This window comes from Blastococcus sp. CT_GayMR16 (genome assembly GCF_004570875.1).
GTDB lineage: Bacteria > Actinomycetota > Actinomycetes > Mycobacteriales > Geodermatophilaceae > Blastococcus_B.
This window is the reverse complement of record NZ_SPQK01000008.1, coordinates 39,765-53,301: the sequence shown is the minus strand read 5'-3', so window position 1 is coordinate 53,301 and position 13,537 is coordinate 39,765. Positions and strand designations below refer to the sequence as shown.

The following is a 13,537-nucleotide window of genomic DNA, read 5'->3' as shown; positions in this document are numbered from 1 at the left end:
TTCCGTGGTTGTGCTGTGGCCGCATGACCTGGAGCGCCCTCGCGAGAGCGTCTGCACCATCTGTTCTGCAACCACCGACTGCGTCCGTCCGGGTTCTCCCGTGGGCGCAGGCGGAACGAGTACCACCGAGTCAGGGAGCGCGTACAGGGCATGGCGAAGAAGGACGGGGCCATCGAGGTCGAGGGTCGCGTCGTCGAGCCGCTCCCCAATGCGATGTTCCGGGTCGAACTGCAGAACGGGCACCGGGTGCTCGCCCACATCAGCGGCAAGATGCGGCAGCACTACATCCGCATCCTGCCCGAGGACCGCGTGGTCGTGGAGCTCTCGCCCTACGACCTGACCCGCGGTCGCATCGTCTACCGCTACAAGTAATCGCTCGGTCCGCGTCTGCCCAGGGCAGACCAGCGGCCGGCACACGATCGACAGGAATGAGGGGCGGCACCGGTGAAGGTCCAGCCGTCGGTGAAGAGAATCTGCGACAAGTGCAAGGTGATCCGCCGGCACGGCCGGGTCATGGTCATCTGCGACAACGCCCGGCACAAGCAGCGCCAGGGCTGAGGGAGTACCTGAACATGGCACGACTGGCCGGCGTCGATCTCCCCCGCGAGAAGCGGATGGAGGTCGCGCTCACCTACATCTATGGCATCGGCAAGACCCACGCCAAGGAGACCCTTGCGGCGACGGGCGTCAGCCCCGACCTGCGCGTCAAGGACCTCGGCGACGAGGACCTGCTGAAGCTGCGTGACTACATCGACGAGCACTTCCGCGTCGAGGGTGACCTGCGCCGTGAGGTTGCTGGCGACATCCGCCGCAAGGTGGAGATCGGCTGCTACCAGGGGATCCGGCACCGTCGCGGACTGCCCGTCCACGGTCAGCGCACCAAGACCAATGCGCGCTCGAGCAAGGGCCCGCGCAAGACGATCGCGGGCAAGAAGAAGGCTCGCTGATCTCAGCACGTCGGCGTTCCTCTCGCTGAGTCCGTAGGGCCGGACCGACGGGGCGCCCTAGCACCACCTGCACGACCTAGGCCACGAACACAGACACAGACCGGAGAGACATGCCTCCCAGGGCTCGCACCGCGGCTGGTGCCAAGAAGGTCCGCCGCAAGGAGAAGAAGAACGTCGCCCACGGCGCCGCGCACATCAAGAGCACGTTCAACAACACGATCGTGTCGATCACCGACCCGAACGGGAACGTGATCAGCTGGGCCTCCGCCGGCCACGTCGGCTTCAAGGGCTCGCGCAAGTCCACGCCGTTCGCGGCGCAGATGGCTGCCGAGAGCGCCGCGCGCAAGGCGCAGGAGCACGGCATGCGCAAGGTCGACGTCTTCGTGAAGGGCCCGGGCTCCGGTCGCGAGACGGCCATCCGGTCGCTGCAGGCCACTGGCCTCGAGGTCGGCCAGATCCAGGACGTGACGCCGCAGCCGCACAACGGCTGCCGCCCCAAGAAGCGCCGCCGGGTCTGACCGGTCCTTGACGAGACGATCTAGGAGTATTTGACGTGGCCCGCTATACCGGAGCCGACTGCCGCCTGTGCCGGCGCGAGAAGATGAAGCTGTTCCTCAAGGGCAGCAAGTGCGAGTCCCCGAAGTGCCCGATCGAGATCCGGCCCTACCCGCCGGGCGAGCACGGCCGTGGCCGCACCAAGGACAGCGAGTACCTGCTCCAGCTTCGCGAGAAGCAGAAGGCCCGCCGCATCTACGGCGTGCTGGAGAAGCAGTTCCGCGGTTACTACGAAGAGGCCAACCGCAAGACCGGCAAGACCGGCGAGGTTCTGCTCCAGATCCTGGAGTCGCGCCTCGACAATGTGGTCTACCGGGCCGGCTTCGCCGAGTCCCGTGACATGGCGCGCCAGCTGGTGCGTCACGGCCACATCCGGGTCAACGGCCGCAAGGTCGACATCCCGTCCTTCCGCGTGAGCGAGAACGACATCATCGAGGTGGCCGAGAAGTCGCGCACGATGCTGCCGTTCGAGATCGCCCAGGCCCGGGCCGGCGAGCGTCCGATCCCGGCGTGGCTCGAGGTCGTCAGCAGCCAGCTGCGGGTGCTCGTGCACAGCATCCCGGCGCGTCAGGTGATCGACACCCCGGTCCAGGAACAGCTGATCGTCGAGCTCTACTCGAAGTAACGAAAGGACCCCCTGCCCCCCACCGCTCGCACGCTCGCGCTGGGACCCTGCAGGGGGCCAGAGACTGCACGACGGCGGGGCGGGCGGACAGATGTCCGCCCCGTCGGCACCACCACCTCACGGCGTCATATGGCGGGTGCCGGAGGACCTGAAGGAGAACCACCATGCTCATCGCTCAGCGCCCCACCCTCACCGAAGAGACGATCACCGAATCGCGTTCGCGTTTCGTGATCGAGCCGCTCGAGCCGGGCTTCGGCTACACGCTCGGCAACTCCCTGCGCCGCACGCTCCTCTCCTCGATCCCCGGCGCTGCTGTCACCAGCATCCGGATCGAGGGCACCCTGCACGAGTTCACCACCGTGCCGGGCGTCAAGGAGGACGTCACCGAGATCATCCTGAACCTCAAGGGCCTGGTCGTCAGCTCCGACTCCGACGAGCCGGTGACCATGTACCTGCGCAAGCAGGGCCCCGGCGAGGTCACCGCCGCCGACATCGCGCCCCCGGCCGGTGTCGAGGTGCACAACCCCGAGCTGCACATCGCCACGCTCAACGGCAAGGGCCGGCTCGAGATCGAGCTGGTCGTCGAGCGCGGCCGCGGCTACGTGCCGGCGCCGCAGAACAAGCAGCCCGGCCAGGAGATCGGCCGGATCCCGGTGGACTCGATCTACTCGCCGGTCCTCAAGGTCACCTACGCCGTCGAGGCCACCCGCGTCGAGCAGCGGACCGACTTCGACCGCCTCGTGGTCGACGTCGAGAGCAAGCCGTCGATCGCGCCGCGTGACGCGATCGCCAGCGCCGGCTCCACGCTGGTCGAACTGTTCGGCCTGCTGCGCGAGCTGAACGTCGACGCCGAGGGCATCGAGGTCGGGCCCAGCCCGGCCGAGGCCGCCGACATCGCGAACTTCTCGATGCCGATCGAGGACATGGACCTCACCGTCCGGTCCTACAACTGCCTCAAGCGCGAGGGCGTGCACACCGTCGGTGAGCTCGTCACCCGCTCCGAGGCCGACCTGCTGGACATCCGGAACTTCGGGGCCAAGTCGATCGACGAGGTCAAGATGAAGCTGGCCGCCATGGGCCTCGCGCTCAAGGACAGCCCGCCCGGATTCATCCCCACGTCGATCGAGAGCTACGACGAGGGCTACGAGACCGACGCGTACCAGGGAACGCCTGAGTACTCCGACGTCGAGTACAGCGACACCTCCTTCCAGGAGACCGAGCAGCTCTGAAAGAGGGCCCCGCTGCCCCCACCGCTCGCAGGCTCGCGGCGGGAACCTGCAGCGGGGCCAGCCGGGCGGCGGGGGAACCCGCCGTCCGGCACCGCCCTCCGGGCAGCCACACTGAACGGAAGCAGTACCGCACGACCCGGACGACGCACCACCACGGAAGCAGCCGCGCAGCCATTGCCGGCGGCCTGAGGAAGGACCGACATGCCCACCCCCACCAAGGGCCCCCGTCTCGGCGGGTCCCCTGCGCACGAGAAGCTGATGCTGGCCAACCTGGCCACCTCGCTGTTCGAGCACGGGCGGATCACGACCACCGAGACGAAGGCGAAGCGCCTGCGTCCCCTGGCCGAGAAGCTCGTCACCTTCGCCAAGCGCGGTGACCTGCACGCCCGCCGCCAGGTGATGACGACCATCCGTGACAAGGACGTCGTCCACACCCTCTTCGCCGAGATCGGTCCTCGCTACGAGAACCGCCCCGGTGGCTACACCCGCATCACCAAGGTCGGTCCGCGCAAGGGCGACAACGCCCCCATGGCGGTCATCGAGCTGGTCGAGGCGCTGACCGTGAGCCAGCAGGCCGTCGGTGAGGCCGAGCGTGCGCGCGGCACGAAGTTCGCCGCCACGGGTGCCGGCGCGTCCGCCGCCTCCGGCGAGGTCACCGCCGACGCCGTCGAGATCGCCGAGACCGACACCGAGGCGGCCGCGCCGGCCGCCGGCGACGACGAGCCGCAGGAGGTCGTCACCGACGTCTTCGTGCCCGACGGCGAGCGCCAGGACGACGGCGACGTCACCCCGGAGCCGAACGCGCAGCACGGTGTCGTCGTCGAGGGCGACAACGTCTCGCCGGAGCTGGCCGAGGCCGCTGCGGCCGAGATCAACGCCGCGGAGACCGGCGACGCCGCCACCGAGAGCCTGAACGCTCCCGGCGGCGAGGCTGCGCCCGACCCCAAGTAAGACCCTGAAGGACCTGCACGTCCCGGACGAGCCCGCCACCGACGACGGTGGCGGGCTCGTCCGTCTTCGTCTGGACGTCAGCTACGACGGCACGGCCCTGCACGGCTGGGCCCGCCAGCCCGACGAGCGCACCGTGCAGGGCGACCTCGAGCGGGCCCTGAGCACGGTGCTCCGGACCGACGTCGACCTGACCGTGGCCGGCCGTACCGACGCCGGCGTGCACGCGACCGGCCAGGTCGCCCACTGCGATGTCCCGCGCGAGCTGTGGCAGGAGCAGGAGCACCGCCTCGTCCGCCGTCTGCGGGGGGTGCTGCCCCCCGACATCGCCGTACCGGCCGTGACGAAGGCGCACCCGGACTTCGACGCCCGCTTCAGCGCGCTCGGGCGCCACTACGTCTACCGCCTGACCGACGACCCGGCCGGCCCGGCGCCGTTGCGCCGTGCGGACACCGTCGGCTGGCCGCGGACGCTGAACTCCGAGGACATGGCGCTGGCGACGGGCCTGCTGCTCGGCGAGCACGACTTCGCCGCCTTCTGCCGCCGCCGGGAGGGTGCCACGACCATCCGGACGTTGCTCGCCCTCGACGTCGTCCGTTCCGGCGGCCTGATCGAGGTGCGCGCGTCGGCCGACGCGTTCTGCCACTCGATGGTCCGCAGCCTCGTCGGCTCGCTGCTGGCCGTCGGGGAGGGCCGTCGGCCCCTCGAGTGGCCGGCCGGGCTCCTCCCGCGGACCGAGCGGGCCAGTGACGTGCCCGTGGCGCCCGCCCACGGGCTGACGCTGGTCGCCGTCGACTACCCGGCGGAGCACGACCTGGCGGCCCGCACGCTGGTCACCCGCGCCCGCCGCGGCTGACAGGTCACGGCAGGTCGGCGACAGCCTCGGCGATCGGGGTCGGGCCGCTGGTCAGTTCTACGACGTCGTTGATCTTGCCGGCGCGCAGGATCTCCGCGAGCACGGCCGCCACGTCGTCGCGCGGGATCTCCCCGGACCCGATGCCGTGCCCCAGCGTGACCCGGCCGGTGCCCGGGTCGTCGGTGAGGCTCCCGGGGCGGACGATCGTGGTGTCCAGGCCCGGGCGGGGCAGGATCTGGTCCTCCGCGCGCAGCTTGGCCTGCAGGTAGACGGCGAAGACCGGGTCCATCCCGCGAGGAGTCCCCAGCCGCGCCTGCTCGACGCCCATCGAGGAGACCAGGACGTACGGACGGACCCCGGCCCGTTCGGCGGCGTCGGCCAGCAGGACCGCGGCGCGGTGGTCCACGGTGTGCTTGCGCTCCACGCCGCTGCCGGGACCGGCACCCGCGGCGAAGACGACCGCATCCGCGCCTTCGAGGACCGGCGCCACGTCGTCCACCGAGGCCGTCTCGAGGTCCAGCACCACCGGGGTGGTGCCGTCCTCGGTCAGATCGGCCGTGTGTGCCGGGTTGCGGACGATGCCGACGACGGTGTCCCCGCGGCCCGACAGGAGGCGGCCGAGACGGCGGGCGACCTGCCCGTGGGCCCCGGCGATGGCGATGCGCATGCGAGAGATCTACCCGCCGGGGGATCTGCGCACCAGTGCCGGGCCGCTCATCCGGCCGGCTTCACGTCGATCACGATCCGGCCCGGGTCGGTCAGCGCGAACGCGCGGAACGGCGCCTCGCCCCCGCGGACGCCGATCAGTACCTCCTCCACGCCCTCGAAGAGGCCGGTCGTCACGACGCCGGCAATGGTGCCGGGCGGGCCGAGGGTGGCCCGCGAACTGCCCTGACCGCCCGGTTGTGCCCCGGTCTGCAGCGACAGCCGCAGGAAGGCGTCCCCGTCGATGTCGACCGGTCCGCCGCCGGGACCGGATGCCTCGGTGTACCGGACGGTCCACGCGGGGACGCCGTTGGTGTTCAGGTCGATGACCAGCCGGTCGTACCCGTCGTGGGTCGCGAGCCGGATCCCGAGACCGCCACCCTGACCCGCCGGGTCGGGGTCGGACCCGGCCTGTGCGGGACCGCCGTCGTCGGAGGTGTCCGCGGGGAACGAGGCGTCGCCGGGCAGTTCCTCGTCCGTCGGGGCGGCGCCGGTCGACGTCGGGGGGCTCGGCGAGGGCGACGTCGTCGTCGCGGCCGACGACGAACTGCTGCTCGACGCGGACGGCTCCTCGTCGTCCCCTCCGGAGCAGCCGGCCGACAGCAGGAGCGGGCCTGCGACCAGCAGTGCGGCGATACGGCGTCGCTGGCGCATCAGGGCCCTTTCTCCGGCGGGGACGTCGAAGATATCTCCCGCGCGGTCAGTCCGGGGGGCTCAGGAAGCGCGGGATCAGGGACGGGGGCTGCGTCGGAGGTGCCGGCGGGGTCTCGGCCGTTGGGGGAGCGCCGTGCCGTGTCGCGGCCAGCGCCCGGGCGCGGGCGAGGTCGGCGGGGGTGTCGCAGTCGGTCCACGGCGGAGGGGTTCCCGGCTGCACGACGGGGCGGTAGCGGTCGACCCGCAGGGGTGCCATCACCCGCCGCAGGGACGTCGGCCCGCCGGCCCCCGCCACCGCAGCGAGCAGCGCCGCCGTCCGCCACATCCCGAGCAGGTACTGGTCCCTCCCCCCGTCGTCGACCACGAGGACGCCGTCACGCGTCAACCGTGCCCGGAGCTCGCCGACGAGGGCGTCGGTGAGGAAGGGCAGGTCGCCCGCGAGGACCGCCACCACCTCCGTGGGCACCTCGGCGAGCCCGGCACGCAGGGCGGCGACCGGGCCGCCGCCGGGCGGCTGCTCGCGAACCCGACGCACGTCGTCCGGAACCGGCTGCGGGGGCCCGACGACGATCCGGTGGTCGGCGTCGGCGACGGCGGTCAGCACCGTGGCGAGCATGGTCCGCCCGCCGACCTGCAGCTGCGGCTTGGCCTGTCCGCCCAGCCGGGCCGCCTTACCGCCGGCGAGCACGACGGCCGTGTACAGCGGCAGCGGATCCACGGCGACACCGTAGAGCGGAACGCGTGGGTACCGTCCTCCGCGTGGGACGAGTCACCAGCCGGACACCGGTACTGCGCATCCGCGGGGCAGTGCACACCACGCGCCCCGACACCGTCGCTGCCGAGGAGCCGCTGGAGATCCGTCTCGACGGCACGCCGCTGGCGGTCACGATGCGGACGCCGGGCGACGACTTCGACCTCGTGCACGGCTTCCTCGCCACCGAGGGGGTCATCACCGGGCCGGCGGACATCGGCGGGCTGCGGTACTGCGACTCGGTGGACGCCGACGGCCGCAACACCTACAACGTCGTCGACGTCGACCTGGCGCCCGGTGTGCCCATCCCCGACACCGGCCTGGAGCGGAACTTCTACACCTCCAGCTCCTGCGGGGTCTGTGGCAAGGCCAGCATCGACGCGATCCGCACCAAGACGCGCTTCGACGTGGTCGCCGATGACCTCCGGCTGCCCCTGGACGTGCTGCTCGGCCTGCCCGACAAGCTCCGGGCCGCCCAGCAGGTGTTCGACAAGACAGGCGGACTGCACGCGGCCGGGCTGTTCACCGCGACCGGGGAGCTGCTGACGCTGCGCGAGGACGTCGGCCGGCACAACGCCGTCGACAAGGTCATCGGGGACGGCGTCCGCGAGGGGCGGCTGCCGCTGGCCCGACAGGTCCTCATGGTGAGCGGGCGGGCGAGCTTCGAGCTCACGCAGAAGGCGGCGATGGCCGGCATCCCGGTGCTCGCGGCTGTCTCTGCCCCGTCCTCGCTGGCGGTGGAGCTCGCCCGCGAGGTCGGCATCACGCTGGTGGGCTTCCTCCGCGGCGACGGATGCAACGTCTACACCCGCCAGGAAAGACTGGTCCTACCCGAATAGCTGAGCCGCCCCGCGTGGCTGCCCTTCCGGAGCCGCCCTGCGAGGCGACGAGACGAGTGGGGGCCGGAGGCTCCCGCGAGGAGCGGCGGGGTGGGCTCAACGCAGGCCGGGACGGCTCCTGGCCGCGGTGGGAGCGCGGGAGCGCGACAGAGTGCGGAGCGTCGCAATGTGCTCAAGCATGGTCCCCCCCGCGCAGCTGGCTGACGACGTGCGGGAGCAGCGGACCCAGCACGGCCAGGGCGTCCTTCACGCCGCCGGTGGAGCCGGGCAGGTTGACGATCAGCGTGCGGCCGGCCGTGCCGGCCAGCCCGCGGGAGAGCACCGACGTCGGCACACCGTTCTCGGCGCCGTACCGACGGATCGCCTCGGCGATGCCGGGTGCCTCGCGCTCGATCATCGACCGCGTCGCCTCCGGTGTGACGTCGGTGGGGGACAGCCCGGTTCCCCCGGTCGTCAGGACGACGTCGAAGCCGGCGTCGACCGCCGCGCGCAGCACAGCCTCGAGCTCGTCGACGTCGTCCGGCCGCACGTGCGGTCCCTCGACGTCGAACCCGAGCGCGGCCATGCCCTCGGCGAGGGCCTTGCCGCTGCGGTCGTCGTACACGCCCGCGTACGCCCGGTTGGAGGCCGTCAGCACCATGGCGCGGGCGTCGGGAGGCAGCTCGGAGTGATCGGACGGTGCGCTCATCGGACCCAGTCCCCGCTCTTGCCGCCGCTCTTGGTCAGCAGCCGGACGTCGGTGATCGCGGCCCGCGGGTCGACGGCCTTGACCATGTCGATCATCGTCAGCCCGGCGACCGCGACCGACGTCAGCGCCTCCATCTCCACGCCCGTCCGGTCGGCAGTCCGCGCGGTCGCCGTGATCTCGACCGCCTCGTCGGTGACCTCGATGTCGACGGTGACCCCGTGCAGGGCGATCGGATGGCAGAGCGGCACGAGGTCCGGCGTCCGCTTGGCCCCGGCGATGCCGGCGATCCGGGCGACGGCGACGGCGTCGCCCTTCGGCACCCCGGAACCGCGCAGGAGCGCGACGACCTCCGGGCTGACCGTCACCCGCCCGGCCGCCGTCGCCACGCGGACAGTGACCGCCTTCTCGCTGACGTCGACCATCCGGGCCGCGCCCGACTCGTCGACGTGGGTGAGCCGCGGTTCCGTCATTGCAGCGCTCCTTCGATCAGCACGACGTCGACCTCGGCGCCGGCGGGCAGTTCGGTGACGTCCTCGGGGACGATCACCAGGCAGTTGGCGCGCGCCAGATGGGCGACCAGGTGCGAGCCAGGACCGCCGACCTGGGACACGTGACCGCCGTCGTAGCGGCCGCGCAGGAACTGGCGGCGCCCGGCGGGGGAGCGCAGGGCACCGGACAACCGGGCCGGGGCGTGCAGCCGCTCCGGGGACGCGTAGCCGAGCGCGCGCCGCAGCGCCGGCCGGACGAAGACCTCGAAGGAGACGAACGCGCTCACCGGGTTGCCCGGCAGGGTCACCACCGGGACGCCGTCGACCGTGCCGGCCCCCTGCGGGCCACCGGGCTGCATGGCGACCTTGGCGAACTCGACGGTGCCCAGACCCCGGAAGGCGTCCTTCACGACCTCGTAGGCCCCGGCGCTGACGCCGCCGCTGGTGATCAGCAGGTCGGCGCCGGCCAGCTCGCTCCGGACCGTGGTGAGGAACTCGTCGACGTCGTCGGGGACGAAGTGCAGCCGGCGGGCCTCACCACCGGCTTCCTCGACCGCCGCGACGAGCAGCTGGGAGTTCGACTCGTAGATCTGGCCGGGCAGGAGCGGCTGCCCGGGCGCGACGAGCTCGCTCCCGGTGGACAGCACGAGCACGCGCGGGCGGCGCCCCACGGGGAGGGTCGTGACGCCGACGGCTGCTGCGAGCCCGAGCTGCGCTGCGCCCAGCGGAGAGCCGGCCGTGAGCGCTATCGCCCCGGCCGCGATGTCCTCGCCGGCGGCCCGGAGGTGACTGCCGGCGGGAAGGATGTCGCGGATCTCGACGACGTCGGTACCCCCGTCGGTGAGCTCGACGGGGATGACGACGTCGGCGCCGGCCGGGAGCGGTGCGCCGGTCATGATCCGGTGAGCGGTGCCCGGCGCCAGCGGGACGACGTCGGTGCGGCCCGCGGGGATGTCCTCGGCCACGGGCAGCCGGACCGGGGAGCCTGAAGCAGCGGTCGACACCTCCGCCCAGCGCAGGGCGTAGCCGTCCATCGCGGAGTTGTCGAAACCGGGCAGGGCGACCGCCGCGGCGACGTCCCGGGCGAGCACCCGGCCGTGCGCGTCGGCGAGGGCGACCTCCTCCACGGGCAGCGGCGTCAGCAGTGCGGCGACCACTGCCTGGTGTTCTTCGACGGTGCGCACCGTCACATCCTCTCCGATCGGTCCGACGGTCACCGTCGGAGGAGCCCCGATATGGTCGGCTGGCGTCGCAGACCTGGAGGTAGGAGTGGCCGAGATCGACCGGATGCTGGTGGCGAACGAGGAGTGGGCGCGGCGGTTCCCCGGCAGCAAGCCGGTGCGGCCGGCCCGCGCCGTCGCCGTCGTCGCCTGCATGGACTCCCGGATGCCCTTGTTCGGCCTGCTCGGCCTGGACGTCGGCGACGCGCACGTGATCCGCAACGCCGGCGGGGTCATCACCGAGGACACCATCCGGTCGCTGACCATCTCCCAGCACCTGCTCGGCACCCGGGAGATCGTGCTCGTCCACCACACCGAGTGCGGGCTGCAGGCGACCGACGACATCGCCTTCGCCGACCTCGTCGAGCAGTCCACCGGGCGGCGTCCACCGTGGGCGGCGCGGGCGTTCACCGACGTCGACGACGACGTCCGCGAGTCCGTGCGGCTGATCCAGGAGAGCCCCTACCTCCTGTCCAAGGAGGTCCGCGGGACCGTCTACGACGTGGAGACCGGGCACCTGCGCGAAGTCGTCTGACAGAGGACCTCCCTGCCCCACCACTCGCAGGCTCGCGGCGGGACCCCGCAACAGGGCCGAGAGCCGGGGGCTCAGCTCCCGCTGGTATCGTGGCCGACTGGCGCGCGCAAGCTGGCTGGTGCCCGCGCGTCGCAACGTCTCCCGTGCTCGGTGAGGCGACAACACCAGCCTCCCGACGACGACGGAGGACACGAGCGCCGTGCGCACGTACTCACCCAAGCCCGGAGACATCACCCGGGCCTGGCATGTCATCGACGCCACTGACGTGGTGCTCGGTCGACTTGCCACCCAGACCGCGATCCTGCTGCGCGGCAAGCACAAGCCCCAGTACGCCCCGCACGTGGACGTCGGCGACTTCGTCGTCATCGTGAACGCCGGGCAGGTGGCCCTCACCGGCTCCAAGCGCGAGAACAAGGTCGCCTACCGCCACTCGGGTCACCCGGGCGGTCTCAAGACGATCAACGTCGGCGACCAGCTGCGCACGCACCCGGACCGGGTCGTCGAGCGCGCGATCAAGGGGATGCTGCCGCACAACAGCCTCGGCCGGCAGATGCTCTCCAAGCTCAAGATCTACGCGGGTCCTGAGCACCCCCACGCTGCGCAGCAGCCCCAGACCTTCGAGATCAAGCAGGTGTCCCAGTGACGAGCGCACAGACCGTGACCGACGCCGACGGGCGTCCCATCCAGACGGTCGGCCGTCGCAAGCAGGCCATCGTCCGGGTGCGTCTGCTCCCCGGCACCGGCCAGTTCAAGCTCAACGGCCGCACGCTCGAGGACTACTTCCCGAACAAGGTGCACCAGCAGCTCATCCGTGAGCCGTTCGTGACCCTGGAGAAGGCCGACCAGTACGACGTCGTGGGCCTCCTCAAGGGTGGCGGTGTCACCGGTCAGGCCGGTGCCCTGCGCCTCGGCATCGCCCGCGCACTCATCGAGATCGAGATCGAGGACCGTCCGGCCCTGAAGAAGGCCGGCTTCCTCACTCGTGACCCGCGGGCCAAGGAGCGCAAGAAGTACGGGCTGAAGAAGGCCCGCAAGGCTCCCCAGTACTCCAAGCGCTGACCCGCACGGCTGCCCCGCCCATGGGGGGGAGACTCTTCGGGACCGACGGCGTCCGGGGTCTGGCCAATGCCGACCTCACGCCGGAGTTGGCCTTGTCGGTGGCGCGCGCCGCTGCCGGTGTCCTCGCCGACCGCGACGGGACTCGACGTCCCGTCGCGGTCGTCGGCCGTGACCCCCGCGCCAGCGGGGAGATGCTCGAGGCCGCGGTGGTCGCCGGGCTGACCAGCGCCGGGGCCGAGGTGCTGCGCGCCGGCGTTCTCCCGACGCCTGCGCTCGCCTACCTGACCGCCCGGACCGACGCCGATCTCGGCGTCATGATCTCGGCGAGCCACAACCCGATGCCCGACAACGGCATCAAGCTCTTCAGCCGGGGTGGGCAGAAGCTGCCCGACGCGGTCGAGGCCGCGATCGAGCGCACCGTGGTGAGCGGTGCCTCCGCCGACCACCGGCCGACCGGTGCCGGTGTGGGCCGGGTCCGGGACCTGCCGGACGCCGCCGACGACTACGTGGCCCATCTCCTCTCGACGGTCGACCGGCCATTGACCGGGCTGTCCCTCGTCGTCGACGGAGCGCACGGCGCGGCCGCCACGATCGCCCCGGAGGTCTACCGCCGCGCCGGTGCCACCGTCCACGCCATCGGGTGCGATCCCGACGGCTGGAACATCAACGACGGGATCGGGTCCACCCACCTGGGCCCGCTCATCGACGCCGTCCGGCAGCAGGGTGCCCACCTGGGTCTTGCCCACGACGGGGACGCCGACCGGTGCCTGGCCGTCACGGCAGAGGGCGACCTCGTCGACGGCGACGCCATCCTGGCCGTCTGCGCGCTGGCGCTGCACGAGCGGGGCGAGCTGGCCCAGGACACGGTCGTCGCCACCGTCATGAGCAATCTGGGGTTCCACCACACGATGCGCGACGCCGGCATCGCGGTGCACACCACCGCCGTCGGCGACCGCTACGTCCTGGAGGCCCTGCGCGCCCGCTCGCTCAGCCTCGGTGGCGAGCAGAGCGGACACCTGGTGTTCCTCGACCACGCCACGACCGGCGACGGGCTCCTCACCGGCCTGGCGCTGATGTCGCGGATGGCCGCGACCGGCGCCTCGCTGGCCGACCTGGCCGCCGTCGTCCAGAAGCTGCCGCAGATCCTGATCAACGTCCCCGTGACCGACCGGCTGGCCGTCGCCGCGAGCGACGAGGTCGCCGAGGCCGTCAACGCCGTCGAGGCGGAGCTCGGGGACACCGGGCGGGTGCTGCTGCGCCCGTCGGGGACCGAGCAGCTCGTCCGCGTGATGGTCGAGGCGCCCACCCAGGAACAGGCCGACGAGGTCGCCGCCCGCCTCGCCGAGGTCGTCGCAGCGGTCGGCTGAGCCGGGGCCACCCATCGGGGGGCCCACACCGGTCGCCTGAGCCGGGTTGTGCCCCTTCCCCCGGTACTCTC

General features: G+C 72.0%; 19 protein-coding genes. 13 read left to right on the top strand and 6 right to left on the bottom strand.

Annotated elements, in window-relative coordinates; translation table 11 throughout:
* Nucleotides 1-150 precede the first annotated feature (150 nt).
* The 8 genes from infA to truA all read left to right on the top strand — a co-directional run bounded on the left by infA (nucleotide 151) and on the right by truA (nucleotide 5,160).
* Nucleotides 151-372 carry a translation initiation factor IF-1 gene (infA, locus tag E4P38_RS10960; RefSeq protein ID WP_012950459.1) on the top strand — a complete coding sequence of 74 codons (222 nt, stop codon included), beginning with the start codon at nucleotides 151-153 and terminating at the stop codon, nucleotides 370-372.
* Nucleotides 373-444: 72 nt separating this feature from the next.
* A complete protein-coding gene (rpmJ, locus tag E4P38_RS10955; protein ID WP_135131854.1) occupies nucleotides 445-558 on the top strand; it encodes a 50S ribosomal protein L36 in 114 nt (37 codons plus the stop codon).
* A gap of 14 nt (nucleotides 559-572) precedes the next feature.
* Nucleotides 573-947: a 30S ribosomal protein S13 gene (gene rpsM, locus E4P38_RS10950; RefSeq protein ID WP_135131853.1), complete on the top strand. Its 375-nt coding sequence runs from the start codon at nucleotides 573-575 to the stop codon at nucleotides 945-947.
* 110 nt (nucleotides 948-1,057) lie between these two features.
* Entirely contained in the window at nucleotides 1,058-1,465 is a 408-nt protein-coding gene (gene rpsK, locus E4P38_RS10945) for a 30S ribosomal protein S11 (RefSeq protein WP_135131852.1), read from the top strand.
* 35 nt (nucleotides 1,466-1,500) lie between these two features.
* Nucleotides 1,501-2,127, top strand: coding sequence for a 30S ribosomal protein S4 (rpsD, locus tag E4P38_RS10940; protein ID WP_135131851.1), 627 nt, complete (start codon nucleotides 1,501-1,503; stop codon nucleotides 2,125-2,127).
* Between the two features lie 164 nt (nucleotides 2,128-2,291).
* Complete coding sequence (locus E4P38_RS10935; protein ID WP_135131850.1) at nucleotides 2,292-3,356, top strand: DNA-directed RNA polymerase subunit alpha; 1,065 nt, start codon at nucleotides 2,292-2,294, stop codon at nucleotides 3,354-3,356.
* 201 nt (nucleotides 3,357-3,557) lie between these two features.
* Nucleotides 3,558-4,307: a 50S ribosomal protein L17 gene (gene rplQ, locus E4P38_RS23970; RefSeq protein WP_135131849.1), complete on the top strand. Its 750-nt coding sequence runs from the start codon at nucleotides 3,558-3,560 to the stop codon at nucleotides 4,305-4,307.
* Nucleotides 4,288-5,160, top strand: a complete 873-nt coding sequence (truA, locus tag E4P38_RS10925; protein ID WP_348633790.1) for a tRNA pseudouridine(38-40) synthase TruA — start codon at nucleotides 4,288-4,290, stop codon at nucleotides 5,158-5,160. Before rplQ ends, truA begins: the two co-directional genes overlap by 20 nt.
* A 4-nt stretch (nucleotides 5,161-5,164) precedes the next feature.
* Here truA and E4P38_RS10920 read toward each other — a convergent pair whose 3' ends face one another.
* Genes E4P38_RS10920 through E4P38_RS10910 form a run of 3 tightly spaced genes read right to left on the bottom strand, consistent with a single transcriptional unit; the run spans nucleotide 5,165 to nucleotide 7,237 of the window.
* Nucleotides 5,165-5,827, bottom strand: a complete 663-nt coding sequence (locus E4P38_RS10920; RefSeq protein WP_135131847.1) for an SDR family oxidoreductase — start codon at nucleotides 5,825-5,827, stop codon at nucleotides 5,165-5,167.
* 47 nt (nucleotides 5,828-5,874) lie between these two features.
* Complete coding sequence (locus tag E4P38_RS10915; protein ID WP_135131846.1) at nucleotides 5,875-6,519, bottom strand: hypothetical protein; 645 nt, start codon at nucleotides 6,517-6,519, stop codon at nucleotides 5,875-5,877.
* A gap of 46 nt (nucleotides 6,520-6,565) precedes the next feature.
* A complete protein-coding gene (locus E4P38_RS10910; RefSeq protein WP_135131845.1) occupies nucleotides 6,566-7,237 on the bottom strand; it encodes a molybdenum cofactor guanylyltransferase in 672 nt (223 codons plus the stop codon).
* A gap of 41 nt (nucleotides 7,238-7,278) precedes the next feature.
* On the opposite strand from E4P38_RS10910, the gene fdhD reads away from it, so the two are divergent.
* The gene (gene fdhD, locus E4P38_RS10905) at nucleotides 7,279-8,109 is read left to right on the top strand and encodes a formate dehydrogenase accessory sulfurtransferase FdhD (protein ID WP_135131844.1); all 831 of its coding nucleotides are present in this window, start codon (nucleotides 7,279-7,281) and stop codon (nucleotides 8,107-8,109) included.
* 172 nt (nucleotides 8,110-8,281) lie between these two features.
* Here fdhD and E4P38_RS10900 read toward each other — a convergent pair whose 3' ends face one another.
* From E4P38_RS10900 to glp, 3 genes are read right to left on the bottom strand one after another with little or no spacing between them, the layout of a single operon-like run.
* Nucleotides 8,282-8,797, bottom strand: coding sequence for a MogA/MoaB family molybdenum cofactor biosynthesis protein (locus E4P38_RS10900; RefSeq protein WP_135131843.1), 516 nt, complete (start codon nucleotides 8,795-8,797; stop codon nucleotides 8,282-8,284).
* Nucleotides 8,794-9,267, bottom strand: coding sequence for a cyclic pyranopterin monophosphate synthase MoaC (gene moaC / locus E4P38_RS10895; RefSeq protein ID WP_135131842.1), 474 nt, complete (start codon nucleotides 9,265-9,267; stop codon nucleotides 8,794-8,796). Before moaC ends, E4P38_RS10900 begins: the two co-directional genes overlap by 4 nt.
* Nucleotides 9,264-10,469, bottom strand: coding sequence for a gephyrin-like molybdotransferase Glp (glp, locus tag E4P38_RS10890; protein ID WP_135131841.1), 1,206 nt, complete (start codon nucleotides 10,467-10,469; stop codon nucleotides 9,264-9,266). The genes moaC and glp overlap by 4 nt, the downstream gene beginning before the upstream one ends.
* A gap of 85 nt (nucleotides 10,470-10,554) precedes the next feature.
* Between glp and E4P38_RS10885 the strand changes: the two genes are divergently transcribed.
* From E4P38_RS10885 to glmM, 4 genes are all read left to right on the top strand, one after another.
* Complete coding sequence (locus E4P38_RS10885) at nucleotides 10,555-11,040, top strand: carbonic anhydrase (RefSeq protein ID WP_135131840.1); 486 nt, start codon at nucleotides 10,555-10,557, stop codon at nucleotides 11,038-11,040.
* A gap of 199 nt (nucleotides 11,041-11,239) precedes the next feature.
* Nucleotides 11,240-11,683 (top strand): 50S ribosomal protein L13, encoded by a 444-nt coding sequence (gene rplM, locus E4P38_RS10880; protein WP_135131839.1) that lies wholly within the window; start codon nucleotides 11,240-11,242, stop codon nucleotides 11,681-11,683.
* A complete protein-coding gene (rpsI, locus tag E4P38_RS10875) occupies nucleotides 11,680-12,099 on the top strand; it encodes a 30S ribosomal protein S9 (protein WP_135131838.1) in 420 nt (139 codons plus the stop codon). The genes rplM and rpsI overlap by 4 nt, the downstream gene beginning before the upstream one ends.
* Nucleotides 12,100-12,119: 20 nt before the next feature.
* Nucleotides 12,120-13,466, top strand: coding sequence for a phosphoglucosamine mutase (gene glmM / locus E4P38_RS10870; RefSeq protein WP_135131837.1), 1,347 nt, complete (start codon nucleotides 12,120-12,122; stop codon nucleotides 13,464-13,466).
* Nucleotides 13,467-13,537 lie beyond the last annotated feature (71 nt).

Bases quoted from the DNA above. Each gene is read 5' to 3' on its own strand.
- infA (WP_012950459.1), top strand. From the start codon at position 151: ATGGCGAAGAAGGACGGGGCCATCGAGGTCGAGGGTCGCGTCGTCGAG.
- rpsM (WP_135131853.1), top strand. From the start codon at position 573: ATGGCACGACTGGCCGGCGTCGATCTCCCCCGCGAGAAGCGGATGGAG.
- rpsK (WP_135131852.1), top strand. From the start codon at position 1,058: ATGCCTCCCAGGGCTCGCACCGCGGCTGGTGCCAAGAAGGTCCGCCGC.
- E4P38_RS10935 (WP_135131850.1), top strand. From the start codon at position 2,292: ATGCTCATCGCTCAGCGCCCCACCCTCACCGAAGAGACGATCACCGAA.
- rplQ (WP_135131849.1), top strand. From the start codon at position 3,558: ATGCCCACCCCCACCAAGGGCCCCCGTCTCGGCGGGTCCCCTGCGCAC.
- E4P38_RS10920 (WP_135131847.1), bottom strand. From the start codon at position 5,827: ATGCGCATCGCCATCGCCGGGGCCCACGGGCAGGTCGCCCGCCGTCTC.
- E4P38_RS10915 (WP_135131846.1), bottom strand. From the start codon at position 6,519: ATGCGCCAGCGACGCCGTATCGCCGCACTGCTGGTCGCAGGCCCGCTC.
- E4P38_RS10900 (WP_135131843.1), bottom strand. From the start codon at position 8,797: ATGAGCGCACCGTCCGATCACTCCGAGCTGCCTCCCGACGCCCGCGCC.
- moaC (WP_135131842.1), bottom strand. From the start codon at position 9,267: ATGACGGAACCGCGGCTCACCCACGTCGACGAGTCGGGCGCGGCCCGG.
- glmM (WP_135131837.1), top strand. From the start codon at position 12,120: ATGGGGGGGAGACTCTTCGGGACCGACGGCGTCCGGGGTCTGGCCAAT.